Raw genomic sequence first — 16,301 nt, forward strand, 5'->3', positions numbered from 1 at the left:
CCTGGGCGGTGCTGAACCCGCAATTGAAAGGAGTCGCACATGGCCAAGCGTTCCCGCCCGGCAGCCTTCCTCGACGACCCGTTGTGGTACAAGGACGCCGTGATCTACCAGCTGCACATCAAGTCGTTCTTCGATGCCAACAACGACGGTATAGGTGACTTCGCCGGCCTGATCAGCAAGCTCGACTACATCGCCGATCTTGGCGTCAACACCCTCTGGCTGTTGCCGTTCTACCCCTCCCCACGGCGCGACGACGGTTATGACATCGCTGAATACAAAGCCGTACATCCCGACTACGGCAGCATGGCCGATGCCAAGCGTTTCATCGCCGAGGCGCACAAGCGCGGGTTGCGGGTGATTACCGAGCTGGTCATCAACCACACCAGCGACCAGCACCCCTGGTTCCAGCGCGCCCGCCATGCCAAGCGCGGCAGCAAGGCCCGCGACTTCTACGTGTGGTCGGATGACGACCAGCAATACGACGGTACGCGGATCATCTTCCTCGACACCGAGAAGTCCAACTGGACCTGGGACCCGGTGGCCGGCCAGTACTTCTGGCACCGCTTCTACTCGCACCAGCCGGACCTGAATTTCGACAACCCGCAAGTGCTCAAGGCCGTGATCGGGGTGATGCGCTTCTGGCTGGACCTGGGCGTCGACGGCTTGCGCCTGGACGCCATCCCCTACCTCATCGAGCGCGATGGTACCAACAACGAGAACCTCCCCGAGACCCACAAGGTGCTCAAGGCGATTCGTGCCGAGATCGATGCCAATTACCCCGACCGCATGCTGCTCGCCGAGGCCAATCAGTGGCCCGAGGACACGCGCCCGTACTTTGGCGAAGGCGATGGCGACGAGTGTCACATGGCCTTTCACTTCCCGTTGATGCCGCGCATGTACATGGCCTTGGCCATGGAAGACCGCTTCCCTATCACCGACATCCTGCGCCAGACCCCGGAAATTCCGGCCAATTGCCAGTGGGCCATCTTCCTGCGCAACCACGATGAGCTGACCCTTGAGATGGTCACCGATCGCGAGCGCGATTACCTGTGGAACTACTACGCCCAAGACCGTCGCGCGCGCATCAACCTGGGTATTCGCCGCCGCCTGGCGCCGTTGCTGCAACGCGACCGCCGGCGCATCGAGCTGCTCACCAGCCTGCTGCTGTCGATGCCCGGCACGCCGACCCTGTACTACGGTGACGAACTGGGCATGGGCGACAACATCTACCTGGGCGACCGTGACGGTGTGCGTACCCCCATGCAGTGGTCGCCGGACCGCAACGGCGGTTTCTCCAAGGCCGACCCGCAGCGCCTGGTACTGCCGCCGATCATGGACCCGCTGTACGGCTACCAGACTGTCAACGTCGAGGCGCAGGCCCACGACCCGCATTCGCTGCTCAACTGGAACCGCCGCCTGCTGGCGGTGCGCAACCAGCAGAAAGCCTTCGGCCGCGGCACCTTGCGTACGCTCACCCCGAGCAATCGCCGCATCCTGGCGTACATCCGCGAGTACACCGATGCCGAGGGCAACAGCGAAGTCATTCTGTGTGTTGCCAATGTGTCGCGTGCGGCGCAGGCCGCAGAACTTGAATTGTCCCAGTACGCCGACAAGGTGCCAGTGGAGATGCTCGGCGGCAGCGCCTTCCCGCCGATCGGCCAGCTGCCGTTCCTGCTGACGTTGCCGCCTTATGCCTTCTACTGGTTCTTGCTGGCAGCGCACGACCGCATGCCCAGCTGGCATGTTCAAGCTACCGAGGGGTTGCCGGAATTGACTACGCTAGTGCTGCGCAAACGCATGGAAGAGCTGCTCGAAACGCCTTCGAGCGATACATTGCAAGGCGCGATTCTGCCGCAATACCTGCCCAAACGGCGCTGGTTCGCCGGCAAGGAAGGGCCTGTCGACCAGGTGCGCCTGTGTTACGGCGTGCGCTTGGGCACCGCCACGACACCCGTGCTGCTCAGCGAAATCGAAGTGCTGGGCGATGGCGTGGCCAACCGTTACCAGTTGCCGTTCGGGCTGCTGCCTGAAGACCAGATCAGCAGCGCGTTGCCGCAACAACTGGCGCTGTCGCGGGTACGCCGTGGCCGTCAGGTGGGCCTGATCACCGATGCCTTTGTGCTCGAACCCTTTATTCGCGCTGTGCTGCGCGCCTGCCAGGACGGCCTGCGCCTGCCCTGTGGCAATGGCCAGGGCGAGCTGCGCTTCCACTGCACCGAACCGCTGGCCAGCCTGGGCCTCGATGAAGACAGCGCTGTGCGCTACCTGAGCGCCGAGCAGTCCAACAGTTCGGTAGTGGTGGGCGATCGCGTGGTGCTCAAGCTGATCCGCCGGGTCAACCCGGGGGTTCACCCGGAGCTGGAAATGAGCGCCTACCTCACCGCCGCCGGGTTCGCCAATATCTCGCCACTGCTGGCCTGGGTCAGCCGGGTGGATGAAGCGGACGCACCGCACCTGCTGATGATCGCCCAGGGTTATCTGAGTAACCAGGGCGACGCCTGGGCCTGGACCCAGAACACGCTGGAGCGGGCCATCCGCGACGAGATGGAGCCATCCAGCAACGATGGTGAAGCGCATACCGACGCACTGGCCGAGCTCAACGGTTTTGCTGCCTTGCTTGGCCAGCGTCTGGGCGAGATGCATCTGTTGCTGGCCGCCCCGACCGACGACCCCGCCTTCCGGCCGCGCAGCAGCGATGGCGAAGACAGCGAGCGCTGGGCACAACAGATCAGCAGCGAGCTCTGCCATGCCCTGGACTTGCTGGCGCAGCACCGCGACAACCTGGACAACGACAGCCAGGCGTTGGTCGACGACCTGCAACAGCAACGGGAAGGCCTTGCCCAGCACATCGCAAACCTGGCCAGGCAGGCCCAGGGTGGCCTGCTGATGCGGGTTCACGGCGACCTGCACCTGGGTCAGGTGCTGGTGGTGCAAGGGGATGCCTACCTCATCGATTTCGAAGGCGAGCCTTCGCGTGCGCTGCAAGAGCGGCGGGCCAAGCACAGCCCGTACAAGGATGTCAGCGGCGTGTTGCGATCCTTCGACTATGCTGCTGCGATGATCCTGCGCAGCGCCTCGGCGGTAGACGCTTCCGAGGCGGCACGGCAGGCTCGTCAGCGGGTCGCCCGGCAGTACCTGCACCAGTCGCGCCATGCCTTCGTCGAAGCCTACGGCCTGGCCACCGCCGCCATGCCTCACGCCTGGCAACAGGCCGAGGGCGAACGCGCCGCACTGGAACTGTTCTGCCTGGAAAAGGCCGCCTACGAGATTACTTATGAAGCCGAAAACCGGCCAAGTTGGCTGGCCGTGCCTTTGCATGGCTTGCATGGATTGATCAGTACCTGGGGAGAGTCATAGATGAATGCAACCACGCGTGATAACGGTGGCCTTCGGCAGCGGGAGCTCGATGCCCTTGCCCGCGCCGAGCACGCCGATCCTTTTGCAGTACTTGGCCCCCATGGCGATGGCGCGGGCGGGCTGTGGGTCCGCGCTTTTCTGCCAGCTGCCCTGAGCGCCCGGGTGCTGGCCCGCGATGACGGGCGTGTGCTTGCTGACATGCAGCAGGGCAGCCTGCCCGGGTTGTTTACCGCGCACCTGGATGATGCACAGCCGTACCTGTTGCAGATCGGCTGGGCCGGTGGCGAGCAGGTGACCGAAGACCCGTATAGCTTCGGCCCGCAATTGGGCGACATGGACCTCCACCTGTTTGCCGAGGGCAACCACCGCGACCTGTCCGGGCGCTTCGGCGCCCAGCCCATTGAGGTCGACGGCGTCCATGGCGTGTGCTTTTCGGTATGGGCGCCCAATGCGCGGCGCGTGTCGGTGGTGGGCGACTTCAACAATTGGGACGGCCGTCGTCACCCGATGCGCCTACGGCACAGTGCCGGGGTGTGGGAACTGTTCGTGCCGCGCCTGGGCGTAGGCGAAACCTACAAATTCGAGGTGCTGGGCAAGGAGGGCGTGCTGCCGCTGAAGGCCGACCCGCTTGCCCGCGCCACTGAGCTGCCGCCCAGCACCGCATCGAAGGTGGCCGGCGAACTCAGCCATTCATGGCAAGACCAGGAGTGGATGGAACACCGCGCCCAGCGCCATGCCTACAGTGCGCCGCTGTCGATTTATGAACTGCACCCAGGCTCCTGGCAGTGCGAGCTGGATGACTTGGGTGAAGTGTCGCGCTTCTACAATTGGCGCGAGCTGGCCGAGCGCCTTGTGCCCTACGTGCAGAAGCTCAACTTCACCCACATCGAGTTGCTGCCGATCATGGAGCATCCGTTCGGTGGCTCATGGGGCTACCAGCCCTTGTCGATGTTCGCGCCGACCTCGCGCTACGGCACGCCAGAAGACTTTGCCGCGTTCATCGACGCCTGCCACCAGGGCGGTATCGGTGTAATCCTCGACTGGGTGCCGGCGCATTTCCCTACGGACGAGCATGGCCTGGCGCGCTTCGACGGCACCGCTCTTTACGAGTACGACAACCCCCTGGAGGGCTTCCACCAGGACTGGAACACGTTGATCTACAACCTGGGCCGCAACGAAGTACGCGGTTTCATGCTGGCTTCGGCACTGCACTGGCTCAAGCACTTCCATATCGATGGCCTGCGGGTCGATGCGGTGGCCTCGATGCTGTACCGCGACTATTCGCGCAAGGCTGGCGAATGGGTGCCCAACCGCCATGGTGGGCGCGAGAACCTGGAGGCCATCGATTTCATCCGCCACCTCAACGGTGTGGCCGCCCATGAAGCGCCGGGCGCGCTGATCATCGCCGAAGAATCCACCGCCTGGCCGGGTGTCAGCCAGCCCACCCAGCAAGGTGGCCTGGGCTTCGCCTACAAGTGGAACATGGGCTGGATGCACGACACCCTGCACTACATCCAGAACGACCCGGTGCACCGCAGCTATCACCACAACGAGATGAGCTTCGGCCTGATCTATGCCTATTCCGAACATTTCATCCTGCCCATTTCCCACGATGAAGTGGTGCACGGCAAGCATTCGCTGATCGACAAGATGCCCGGTGATCGTTGGCAGAAGTTCGCCAACCTGCGGGCTTACCTGACCTTCATGTGGACTCACCCGGGCAAGAAGCTGTTGTTCATGGGCTGTGAGTTCGGCCAATGGCGGGAATGGAACCATGACCACCAGTTGGACTGGTACCTGCTGCAGTACCCCGAGCACCAGGGCGTGCAACGCCTGGTGGGTGACCTGAACCGGCTGTACCGTGAACTGCCGGCATTGCATGAGCAAGATTGCCAGCCGCAAGGTTTCCAGTGGCTGATCGGTGATGACGCGCAAAACTGTGTGTATGCCTGGCTGCGCTGGAGCAGTAACGGTGAGCCATTGCTGGTGGTGGCCAACTTCACCCCGGTACCGCGCGAGGGGTACCGGATCGGCGTGCCGTTCGGTGAGCGCTGGCAAGAGCTGCTCAACAGCGACGCCGAGTTGTATGCCGGGTCGAATGTGGGCAACCTTGGCGCGGTGGAGAGTGACGAGGTCGCCAGCCACGGGCAACCGCTTTCGCTGGCCCTGAACCTGCCGCCGCTGGGTGTACTGGTGATGAAACCCGCCTGATCCTTGGGCCTGAGTTGGCCTCTTGGCGGGCTTGTCCCGCGAAGAGGCCACACTGATCACCAGCGCATCCTGACCCCCAGGCTGCCGATCAACCCATTCAGATCGTTGTCATCCACATCACTGCTGTAATCGGCACTGACAAACAACGCCATGGAAGGTGTCACCCGCGCCACCAGGCCCAACCCCAGTTCCACCGTGGTCGAATAGCGCGAGCCGGATATCTTGTCGACCTGGTCCAGCTTGACCTCGTCGGCATCGCTGAAGTCATACCAGACGTTGGTCCGCACATACGGTTCGATGGGCATTCCCCGCACTTCGTAGCGCCCGGACAACTTGGCACCGACCCGGCCGCTCCAGGTTGGCTGGCTGTCGAACGCCTGCAGCGTCTCTTCCTGCACCTGGTTGCCAGGGAAGAACTGCTGGTTGATCAACTGTGCCTGGGGTTCGATCACCCAACTGCCACCCAGGCGGATCGGGTACCCCCCCTCCACGGAAAACGTCATCGCATGGCCGCTGTCGTTCACCCGCTGGCCCGTCTCGCCCCGGCCCAGCACATCGATGCGCGTGCCCATGGCTACAGCGTCCACGTGCCAGCCCTGATCATGGGTCATGCTCCAGTACACCCCCAGGCTCTCGCCGCTGAGGTTCACTGCATTGCGCTGCTTGTCGCCGAGCATCACACGGCTGCCCTTCAAGCTGCTTTGCAGATTGTTATGCCCCACGAAAATGCCCGCGCGGTGCACATTGCCGCCGCTGGTTTCACGCACGAACAGGTCCGGGCCAATCGTCAGTTGCTGGCTGGGTGCTTCCAGCTGCTCGGGGGCCTGCGCACCCGGGCGAGGTGTGCCTGGGAAAAACTGCGCCCATTGGCTGGCTATCAGGTCGGGCGCCAGCGGGCCATGGCGTTCGGCCATCTTGTTGCTGAAGGCTGTCAGTGTACCCAGGCTCAGGCCGCTGGCGCTGACGGGGTCAAGCGACAGCTGAGCCATTGCCGGCTGCTGCAGGAACAGGGGGGAGCTGGGGTCGTCCAGCAATGGGGAGGCGAAGGTTTCCACCGGGGTTGCCAGAAGCATCGACGTGGAAACCGCGTAGAAAATACGGTCGAAGCGCAACGGGTTCGAGGTGCTTTTCATGGCGGATCTCCTGTGTTTTTGTTGTACAGCCCAAGGACCTGGCCTGTTGTCACGAGCTGTACGGCTAAACACAGGGCGACCCAAACCAGTACGCCAGCTTTCTCAAGCACGCACGAAGGCGCGAGCTAAAGGCCCGGCGCAATTTTTTTACGACTAGATAATCTTTAGCTAAGGAGAGGTAAGGGCTTGCGTCAAGAAAGTGTTAAACAGGCGGGGAGCTTCAGGGCGCAGAGTTAACACCATGATTTCTGGCGAAAACACTACGCGCATAGCGGCGTTCGCTATTTCCTGCACCCTGGCTATGCCGAAACATTGCTAGCGCCGCTGTTACGCCGGGTGCGAGCCGTGCGTCCAAGGTGGCCAGGCGCAGCCCGGCCCTGAGATCCGTTCGGTCCAGGGCCGGTTGAGCCAACCCCGGTTCAGTCCTCCTCGCGCTGCAGCACCATCAGCAGCAACGAGCGCCCCTGGACCTGGAACGTGCTGTCGAATGGCAAGTGTTGCCCTTTGCGCAGTTCCGGCCGGTCGGTGTCCACCAGGCAGCTCCAGTAGTCACCGTCCGGTACCGTCGGCAGCAGGAACGGCACCACATCGTGGTGCGCATTGACGATCAGCAGCACCGTCGCCTCCGAACCCGGCCGGGCGATGCCGCTGACCTGGGCGCGGCCGTCGATCAGCATGCCCAGGCAACGCCCATGCGGGTCTTCCCACTGCTCCACACTCATCTCGCTGCCGTCGGGCGCCAGCCAGGTCACGTCCTTGACCCCGATCGCCTCGTTGTAGTCGCCGACCAGAAAGCGTGAGCGGCGCAGCACCGGGTAGGCCAGGCGCAGGCGGGTCAGGCGCTTGACGAAGGCCAGCAGGCCTTTGCCTTCTTCGTCCAGGTCCCAGTTGACCCAGCCGATCTCGCTGTCCTGGCAGTAGGCATTGTTGTTGCCGTGCTGGGTGCGGCTGAACTCGTCGCCAGCGACGATCATAGGGGTGCCTTGGGCCAGCAGCAGGGTGGCGAAGAAGTTGCGCATCTGGCGCATGCGCAGGGCATTGATTTCAGGGTCGTCGGTGGGGCCTTCCGCGCCGCAGTTCCACGACAGGTTGTTGTCGGTACCGTCCTGGTTGTTCTCGTCATTGTCTTCGTTGTGTTTGCCGTTGTACGACACCAGGTCGCGCAGGGTGAAACCGTCGTGGGCAGTGACGAAGTTGACCGAGGCATAAGGGCGCCGGCCGCGGTTGTTGAACATGTCGCCCGAGGCGGTCATGCGCGAGGCGAAGTCGGCCAGCTGGCCTTCGTCGCCTTTCCAGAACGCGCGCACGGTGTCGCGGAAGCGGTCGTTCCATTCCGCCCAGCCCGGTGCGAAGTTGCCCACCTGATAGCCACCTGGGCCGCAGTCCCATGGTTCGGCGATCAGCTTGACCTGGCTGAGCATCGGGTCCTGGCGACAGGCGACGAGGAAACCGTGGCGTTCGCTGTAGCCGTCGTGGTAACGGCCCAGGATGGTCGCCAGGTCGAAGCGGAAGCCGTCCACATGCATCTCGCCAGCCCAGTAGCGCAGCGAGTCGGTCACCAGTTGCAGCACGCACGGGTGGCTGAGGTCCAGGGTGTTGCCGGTGCCGGAATCGTTGATGTAATAGCGTTTGTCATCGGGCATCAGCCGGTAGTACGAGGCATTGTCGATACCGCGCATGGACAGCGTCGGGCCACGCTCGTTGCCCTCGGCGGTGTGGTTGTAGACCACATCGAGGATCACTTCGAGGCCGGCGTCGTGCAGGTGCGCGACCATTTCCTTGAACTCGGCGATCTTGCCGCTGGCCAGGTAGCGCGGGTGCGGGGCGAAGAAGGCGATGCTGTTGTAGCCCCAGTAATTGTTCAGGCCTTTGTCCAGCAGGTGCTGGTCATTGACGAAAGCGTGGATCGGCAACAGTTCGATGCTTGAAACGCCAAGGTCCTTGATGTGCTTGAGCAACTCGTCGTTGGCAAGGCCGGCGAACGTGCCGCGCAGTTTTTCCGGCACGGCAGGGTGGCGCATGCTGATGCCGCGGGCATGCGCTTCATAGAGGATGGTGCGCTCCCAAGGGATCTGTACGCGCTGGTCGCGCCCCCAGGTGAAGGCCGGGTCGATGACTTTGCATTTGGGTACGAAGGGCGCGCTGTCGCGCTCGTCGAACGACAGGTCGCCGTCGGGATGGCCGATGGTGTAGCCGAACAGTGCCTCGGACCATTTCAGGCTGCCGACCAGTTGCTTGGCGTAGGGGTCGATCAGCAGTTTGTTGGGGTTGAAGCGGTGACCGTTCTCGGGCTCGTAGGGGCCGTAGACACGGTAGCCGTATACCAGGCCCGGGTGGGCGTCAGGCAGGTAGCCGTGGTAGATCTCGTCGGTGTACTCCGGCAGCTCGATGCGCTCGAGTTCCTGCTCGCCTGTGGAGTCGAACAGGCACAGCTCGACCTTGGTGGCGTTGGCTGAGAACAGGGCGAAGTTGACCCCCAGCCCATCCCAGGTGGCGCCGAGCGGGAAGGGCATGCCCTCGCGCAGGCGGGATGGTGCGATGGAGCGGGTTTTCTTGGGAATGCGGGGGCTCATGGCGGTCCTCGGATGGCCGTAGGGAAGGGGGCGGATGGTCCTTCAGTCCCGGCCCCATCGCCGGCAAGCCGGCTGCCACCGCAATCCCAGGGTCTTTGAGATCTTTGTGGGAGCCGGCTTGCCGGCGATAGGGCCGGGACCGGCTTAACCAGCAGCCGGCTTCTTCACCGTCTTGGGCTTTTTCGCAGCGGCCGGTTTCACCCCTGGCAGCGCCGCCGCCTTGGGCTCGGCAGGTGCTTTTGGCGCCGCCGCGACCTTGGGCTTGGCGGCGGCCTTCTTGCGCGGCGCAGCCTTGGGCGCCAGCGCCTCGGCCTCGGCCAGCTTGCGGGCCATGTCCCAGTGGCGCTCTTCCTCGCCTACAGGCTTACCTTCAGACTCCCAGATCTGGTAGGCAAATTCGCGAATACGTTTTTCATCGACACTCATCATGACGCTCCTGATGCTCAAGATTGTTGTATCAACACATTGACCGGAAATTCCGACAGCACGGCGCTCAACATCAGCTCCTTTGAAGGGCTGACCACCGCGCTTGGGAAAAGTCCCATCGAGTTGGCAGGCGACAAGGCAAACGGCAGAATCACCCGGGTGTCGTCCCAGTTCTGTGCCGGGATCAACGGTGTAGCAGCGCCGCCCAACAGGCCGCTGGCCAGGCGCGGGGCGACGACGATGGCGCGGTGTTCCTCACCCAGCCGGGCAAAGGCCACGACCTTGTCGGCATGGCGGCCCTGCACGTTCAGCGGCAGGTAGGCACCGCGGCGGAACAGCTCGGCGTGGGCCTGCCGGCAATCCAGCAGCCGCGCCAGCAGCGCCTGCTTGATGCGGCCGTCGCGCCAGTGCGCCAGCAGCTCTGCCACGGGCAGGGCGTCGTCCAGCGTGCGACGCCTGCAAGCGTAGTCCACGGGGCGGCGGTTGTCGGGGTCGACCAGGCTGAAATCCCAGTACTCATTGCCCTGGTAAAGGTCTGGCACGCCGGGCACGGTGCTGCGCAGCAAGGCCTGGACCAGGCCATTGAGGGCGCCGGGGGTGGCGATCGACTGCGCCGCGTCGGCCAGGGACTGGCGTAACTGCTGGTTCTCGCGGCCGAGTAACAGGCCATCGACATAGGCGGCGCAGGCGGCCTCGTAGGCTTCGTTCGGCGCGTTCCAGCTGCTGCGCAGCTTGGCTTCGCGCAGCGCCTTCTGCTGCCATTGGCGGATGCGCCCGGCATAGTGCTGCAGGGCGTTATCGTCGTGCAGGTCAAGGTCCAGGGGCCAACTGCCCAACAGCGTCTGCAACAGCAGCAACTCGTCGCCCGGGCTCGGCGCAACGCCGTCGTCCAGCTGTTCACGCAGCGGAGCAGCCAGCTCGCGCCAGTGCTCCACGCGGCTGGCGAACCAGGGGCCGCGTTCGCTCAGCACGGCCAGCCGCGCGCGGGTGTCTTCGCCGCGTTTGTGGTCATGGGTGGCGGTGGCCAGCAGGTTGTCGGGGAAGTCGCGCAGGCGGCGCTGGGCCTCGTTGTGGAAGTGTTCGGGGCCGGCACTGAAGCGCTCGGCCTCGAAGCCTACGTCATTGCGCGACAGCAGGCGGGCCGAGCGATAGAAGGTGGTGTCCTCCACGGCTTTGGCGGCGCTGGGCGCGGTGAGCTGTTGAAAGCGCACGCAGGCATGGCGCAGGTGCTTGCGCGGCCGGCCGGGGGGCAGTGCGCGCCATGCCTGGCCGCCGAGCCATTGTTCAAGCTGCTCGAGCAGCGGCCAATCGGCTTCGCTGAGGTCGTGGCGGGCATTGGCCAAGGCCTGCTGGAAGAATTTCTCGTCTTCGGCCGGGCGGCCGCAGGCATTGAAATACGTGCGGTACACCGGGTAGTGGGCAACCAGCGCCTGCAACGCGCGGCGGATCGCCCCAAGGGTCAGGTCGCGGGTCATCAAGTCGTCGCGCGCGACGTGCAGCAGCGCCTGGGCCACCGACTCGCAGTCGCCGGCCAGGCTGGCATTGAGCACCAGGTAGCGGGCCTGGCGGACTTCCTCCGGAAAGTCCGGGCGCTCGCTGACAGTGGCCCACAGCTCGGTCAACGGCGCTTCGCCGGCGGGGTCGTGCTGCAGCAGCGAGACCTGGTTCATGAACTCGTAGCCGGTGGTACCGTCGGTGAGCCAGTCGCGATGCAGGTGTTCATCGGTGCCGAGAATCTTCTCGACGTAGATCGGGAAATGCTCAAGCGCCGCATTGAGGGGGCGCCTGGCAAGCAGACCGTCGACCCGCCGGCGCAGCTTGCGGCAATAGCCGCGTGGGTCGGCCAGGCCGTCGATATGATCGATACGCAGGCCATCGACCAACCCTCGCTCAATCAGCTCGAACAGCTTGGCATGGGTCGCCTCGAATACCACCGAGCGCTCTACGCGCAGACCGCCCAGCTCGTTGATGTCGAAGAAACGCCGCCAGTTGATGTCGTCGGCGGCAGTGCGCCAGCTGGCCAGGCGGTAGGTTTGGCGTTCCAGCAGCAGGTGCAGGCGTTTGAAGCCGCTTTCGGTGCGGCTGTCGAAGGCGAGCAGTGCAGACTGCAGGTCGGCGCCCTCGCGCACCAGGCGGGCCAGTTCGGCTTGCACCGGCAAAGCCGCTGCCAGCGGGTCGGCTGCATCGTTCAGTGCGGTGAAGTGCTCGGCCAGGCGCTGCAGGGCAGGCTCGGGGCTCAGGGAAAGAATCCAGCCATAGTCAACCGGGCAGATCGGGAAGCGGTGCTCGTAATGGGCCACCTGCAGCACGCCGTGTTGCTCGTCGAACTCCAGCGGAATTTCGCCATTTTTCAGCGCCGCGCCATAGTCACAGCCCAAAAACGGCAGCAATAGCTGGCCGGCCAGCAGGGGGTCGCTGGAGTGCCACTGGATATCGAAGAACTCGGCGTAGGGGCTGCGCCGGCCCCACGCCAGCAAGCTCTGCCACCAGGGGTTGTCGGCGCCGCCGACGGCCATGTGGTTGGAGACGGTGTCCAGGATCAGGCCCATGCCGTGCTGGCGCAAGGCGGCCACCAGTCGCTCCAGGGCGGCCTCGCCACCGAGCTCCGGGTTGACCTGGGTCGGGTCGACCACATCGTAACCGTGGCGCGAGCCGGCGCGGGCCTTGAGGATCGGCGAGGCATACAGGTGGCTGATGCCCAGCTGGGCAAAGTAGGGCACCAGCGGCAGTGCATGGTCGAGGGTGAAATCGCTGTGCAACTGCAGACGCAGGGTGGCGGACAACGGCTTCATCGGTCACGCTCCCAGGCTTGTTCGCGGGCCTGGGCCAACAGCTCCAGGCGGCGCGCGGCATCTTCATCGTCGAGCAGTTCGCGCACCGGGGGCGCGAACCGCCGGCGCCAGTTGGGGTGGCCTTCGGTCGTGCCAGGGAGGTTGGGTTGCTCTTCACTGCCGAGCAGGTCTTCGAGCGGGATCAGCACCAGCGGTGCGCGGGTGTGACCAACGTAACGGATGGCAGCATCGATCAAGTGGTCGTTGTCCTTTAGTGGGCCGTAATTGGCTTGCAGGGTGCGGCGCAGGCCGTCACGCTCTTTCTGTCGCGCCTGGCGCCAGTGCAGCTCGGTGGCGTCATCGATCAGTTGCAGGCGCTGGCTCCAGTCGATGTCGCGGCTTTGCAGCCAGCCGGCCAAGGGCGCCAGGTCGTGGGTGCCGGTGGTGGCCAAGGCTTTGTCCGGCCAGTCGAGAATCGGCGTGAAGTGGCCGGGCTGGGCCTGCTCGAAAGGCAGCACGCGCATGCCCAGCACGGCCTTGTCCGCCAGTTGTTCGCGCAGGCCTTCAGGCACGGTGCCCAGGTCTTCACCAAGGATGATTGCCTGGTGCCGCACCGACTCCAGGGCCAGCAGGCGCAGCAGGTCCTCCAGCGGATACTGCAGGTAGGCCCCTTCGTCGGGCTTGCAGCCACGGGGGATCAGCCACAGGCGGCGCAGGCCCATCACATGGTCGATGCGCAGGCCGCCGGCATGGGCCAGGTTGGCCCGCAGCATTTCGATGAAGGCGCGGTAGCCATTGCGTTTGAGGCCTTCGGGCGAGAACGCGCAGATGCCCCAGTCCTGTCCGCTGCGGTTGAGGATGTCCGGCGGGGCGCCAACCTTCAGGTTGGCCAGCAACTCGTCCTGGCGGCTCCAGGCCTGGCTGCCGGCACCGTCGGCGCCCACCGCCAGGTCGGCGATCAGGCCGACCGCCATGCCGTTGCCACGGGCGGCTTCCTGCGCGCGCTGCAGGCTGCGCTCGGTCAGCCACTGGCAGAACGCATGGAACTCGACCTTGGCGGGATACGCGCTGGCGAAGGCCTCCACTTCTGGGTGATAGGGGTCGTGCCAGGCGCTCGGCCAGTTGCGCCAGTCGGCGCCCAGGCCGTCGTCCACGGCTTGTGCCTGCAGCACTTCAAAGCGGCAGTGGTGCTCCAGCGCCTGGCCACCGGCCTCGCGGAAGCTCTCGAAGTCTTTGCGCAGGGGGTGATCAGCCTGGATGAAATTCTGGTACAGGGCGTCGAGCAGGCGCAGGCGGGCGTCGGCGGCGCGTGGCCAGTCGACCAGCGGGCGTTGCTCGAGGTCTTCCAGGGTTTGCTCCAGGCCACAGGCCACGACGGCCATGCGCACGGCACGTTCACCGAGCACGGCAGCGGGGCTGGCATACAAGGGGTTGAGCAGCAGGCGGCTGGAGGGTGAGTAGGGGCTGTAGTGTTGCTGGTCGAACGCCGACAGGGCGTGGATCGGGCTGATGGCGAGGGCGTCGGCACCACGCTCTGCGGCGCTGCGCGCCAGTTGCTCCAGGGCCAGGCAGTCGCCGTAGCCGCCATCACCTGGGCGGCGCAGGCTGTAAAGCTGCACCGCAATGCCCCAGCAGCGCGGTGGCGGCTGTTCGACAGCGTCCTCCAGGCTGTGGCAACGCAGCGGCGCCACGGCCACTGTGAAAGTACGGCCATCGATATCGACGCGGTGATAGCCCAAGGGCAATGCGCCAGGCAGTTGTGCCTGGTTGTCGAGGGTCAGGTCGAGCTGGCTGTGGTCTTCCAGGGTGCAGCGGGCGGCGCTGCCTGCGCTGAAGTAGCGCGCCAGTGCCAGTGGCCGGCCCAGGTCGGCAGTCAATAGCGGCGGTAAGTGTTCGCTGTCTTCGGCGGCGTCCACGGCGCGCAGGCTGTCCTGGAGGGCGCGGTCGTCACTGGCCGGGTGGCCAAGCGCTTCAAGGACCTTGCGCAGCACGTCGTCGCTGACCTGTTGTGGCCTGTTGTTGGCGTCGATCCAGTCGCGGGCCAGCCCTACGCGGGCGGCCAGGCGGTGTAATGCAGTTTCACTCATGGGCGCTCCTGGCCAGGTGCAAGCAGGCTGACCACGCAGCTGTACGCAGACAGTGCGGTGTCGGGGTGCGTGGTATCGCTACTGTCGAACAGGCGGTGTTCGGCTGCGGGCAGTTCGACCGGCTGTGGCGTGGCGGCCAGGTTCAGGTCGATGCGCAGGGTGTTGCCATTGCCCAGGCGCCAGCGTGCGGTCAGTGCCTTGTCGCCCAGCACGTCGGTGCCCAGCGCACGGCTGCCAGGCAGGTACGGTATGACATGGCGCCGGCGCAGTTCGAGCAGTTGCTGATAAAGGCCGTGCCAGCCGGCGATCACTTCCTGACGCTGTGGCCGTGAGGCCTGGAATGTCTGCTCGGCATTGGGGTCGGGGATGCGCTCGCGCTGCTCGGGATCGGCAAACGCGGTGAAGTGGGCGAATTCGCCACGCCGACCTTCGCGCACGGCATCGGCCAGCTCGTCATGGAAGTCGGTGAAGAACAGAAACGGCCGGCAACTGCCATCCTCGTCACCCATGAACAACAGCGGGATCATCGGCGACAGCAGCAACAGGCCGGTAGCGGCGCGCAGGGCAGGGACCGGGCACAGGCGTGTCAGGCGTTCGCCCAGGGCGCGGTTGCCGATCTGGTCGTGGTTTTGCAGAAACAATACGAACGAGCTGGGCTCAAGGTGGCCACTTGGTTCGCCGCGCGGGTGACCATGGCGGTTGGCCTGGCCCTGGAACACGAACCCTTCGGACAGGCAGCGGGCCAGCTTGTTGATCGGCAGGTCCTGGTAGTCGGCGTAGTACCCTTCGGTTTCACCCGTGAGTAGCACGTGCAGTGCATTGTGGCCATCGTCGTTCCACTGGGCGTCGAAGCCCTGTTCCAGCAGGAACGCCTGATTGTGCTCATTCTCCAGCATCAGCCACACCTGGCGGCCAGGCTCCACCGCAGCGCGTACCCGTTGCGCCAGCTCGACCAGGAAGTCGGGCTGGTCGATGGCATGCACTGCATCCAGGCGCAGGCCGTCGCAGCGGTAGTCGCACAGCCACATCAGAGCGTTCTGGATGAAGAACTCACGCACCTCTGGCCGGCGGAAGTCAATGGCTGCGCCCCAGGGCGTCTGCCGGTCCTCACGGAAGAACGGGCTGGCGTACTGGTGCAGGTAGTTGCCGTGCGGCCCAAAGTGGTTGTAGACCACGTCCACCACTACCATCAGGCCCTGGCCGTGGGCGTTGTCGACCAGCGCGCACAATTGCTCTGGGCTGCCATAGCTGTGCTGCGGCGCGAATGGCAGCACGCCGTCGTAGCCCCAGTTACGCTCGCCAGGGAACTGCCCCAGCGGCATCAGCTCGATGGCGCTGATGCCAAGCTCTGCCAGGCGCGGCAGATGTCGGGCGACACCAGGGTAGCCCTCGAGCACGCCGACGTGCAGTTCCTGAATCACCGCTTCGTGCCAAGGGCGGCCTCGCCAGGGGTGTTGCCAGGCGTAAGCCTGGGTGTCGACCACCTGGCTCGGGCCCTGCACGCCTTCGGGCTGGTAACGCGAGGCCGGGTCGGCCACCCGCAGCTCGCCGTCGATGCGATAGTGGTAACGGTCACCGGCCTGGCACGGGGCAACGCCGGTATACCAGCCATCTGCGTCGGGCAGCAGCTCGATCGGCGGCTGCTGCTCCAGTTCCAAGCTCACGCTGCGCGCATCCGGCGCCCATAGGGCGAAGCGCGCCGACGTGGCGTCCAGTAGGTGTGCGCCATGCCTGTGCATCTTC

The 16,301-nt window shown here is 64.9% G+C and carries 8 protein-coding genes; 2 read left to right on the forward strand and 6 right to left on the reverse strand.

Annotation, left to right across the window (positions count from 1 at the left end; translation table 11 throughout):
• Window positions 1-39: 39 nt before the first annotated feature.
• Together treS and glgB are read left to right on the forward strand one after the other, a co-directional pair.
• Window positions 40-3,357, forward strand: coding sequence for a maltose alpha-D-glucosyltransferase (gene treS, locus NGJ21_RS13675; protein WP_251962212.1), 3,318 nt, complete (start codon window positions 40-42; stop codon window positions 3,355-3,357).
• Window positions 3,358-5,568: a 1,4-alpha-glucan branching protein GlgB gene (glgB, locus tag NGJ21_RS13680; RefSeq protein WP_251962213.1), complete on the forward strand. Its 2,211-nt coding sequence runs from the start codon at window positions 3,358-3,360 to the stop codon at window positions 5,566-5,568.
• Window positions 5,569-5,624: 56 nt separating this feature from the next.
• On the opposite strand, the gene NGJ21_RS13685 is transcribed toward glgB, so the two are convergent.
• From NGJ21_RS13685 to treZ, 6 genes are all read right to left on the reverse strand, one after another.
• The gene (locus NGJ21_RS13685) at window positions 5,625-6,701 is read right to left on the reverse strand and encodes an autotransporter domain-containing protein (RefSeq protein ID WP_046787287.1); all 1,077 of its coding nucleotides are present in this window, start codon (window positions 6,699-6,701) and stop codon (window positions 5,625-5,627) included.
• Between the two features lie 419 nt (window positions 6,702-7,120).
• Window positions 7,121-9,274, reverse strand: a complete 2,154-nt coding sequence (gene glgX, locus NGJ21_RS13690; RefSeq protein WP_046787286.1) for a glycogen debranching protein GlgX — start codon at window positions 9,272-9,274, stop codon at window positions 7,121-7,123.
• A gap of 144 nt (window positions 9,275-9,418) precedes the next feature.
• Window positions 9,419-9,703 carry a DUF2934 domain-containing protein gene (locus NGJ21_RS13695; protein WP_046787285.1) on the reverse strand — a complete coding sequence of 95 codons (285 nt, stop codon included), beginning with the start codon at window positions 9,701-9,703 and terminating at the stop codon, window positions 9,419-9,421.
• Between the two features lie 14 nt (window positions 9,704-9,717).
• Window positions 9,718-12,492, reverse strand: a complete 2,775-nt coding sequence (locus NGJ21_RS13700; protein ID WP_237859972.1) for a malto-oligosyltrehalose synthase — start codon at window positions 12,490-12,492, stop codon at window positions 9,718-9,720.
• Entirely contained in the window at window positions 12,489-14,558 is a 2,070-nt protein-coding gene (malQ, locus tag NGJ21_RS13705; RefSeq protein WP_119688632.1) for a 4-alpha-glucanotransferase, read from the reverse strand. Before malQ ends, NGJ21_RS13700 begins: the two co-directional genes overlap by 4 nt.
• On the reverse strand, window positions 14,555-16,297 hold the full coding sequence (gene treZ, locus NGJ21_RS13710) for a malto-oligosyltrehalose trehalohydrolase (RefSeq protein WP_115275325.1): 1,743 nt from the start codon (window positions 16,295-16,297) through the stop codon (window positions 14,555-14,557). The genes malQ and treZ overlap by 4 nt, the downstream gene beginning before the upstream one ends.
• Between the last annotated feature and the right edge of the window lie 4 nt (window positions 16,298-16,301).

It is taken from the genome of Pseudomonas sp. Marseille-Q5299, assembly GCF_943737035.1.
GTDB lineage: Bacteria > Pseudomonadota > Gammaproteobacteria > Pseudomonadales > Pseudomonadaceae > Aquipseudomonas > Aquipseudomonas putida_E.

What these genes read in the sequence shown, in the direction of transcription:
- treS (WP_251962212.1), top strand. Translation starts at nt 40, where the DNA reads ATGGCCAAGCGTTCCCGCCCGGCAGCCTTCCTCGACGACCCGTTGTGG.
- glgB (WP_251962213.1), top strand. Translation starts at nt 3,358, where the DNA reads ATGAATGCAACCACGCGTGATAACGGTGGCCTTCGGCAGCGGGAGCTC.
- NGJ21_RS13685 (WP_046787287.1), bottom strand. Translation starts at nt 6,701, where the DNA reads ATGAAAAGCACCTCGAACCCGTTGCGCTTCGACCGTATTTTCTACGCG.
- glgX (WP_046787286.1), bottom strand. Translation starts at nt 9,274, where the DNA reads ATGAGCCCCCGCATTCCCAAGAAAACCCGCTCCATCGCACCATCCCGC.
- NGJ21_RS13695 (WP_046787285.1), bottom strand. Translation starts at nt 9,703, where the DNA reads ATGATGAGTGTCGATGAAAAACGTATTCGCGAATTTGCCTACCAGATC.
- NGJ21_RS13700 (WP_237859972.1), bottom strand. Translation starts at nt 12,492, where the DNA reads ATGAAGCCGTTGTCCGCCACCCTGCGTCTGCAGTTGCACAGCGATTTC.
- malQ (WP_119688632.1), bottom strand. Translation starts at nt 14,558, where the DNA reads ATGAGTGAAACTGCATTACACCGCCTGGCCGCCCGCGTAGGGCTGGCC.
- treZ (WP_115275325.1), bottom strand. Translation starts at nt 16,297, where the DNA reads ATGCACAGGCATGGCGCACACCTACTGGACGCCACGTCGGCGCGCTTC.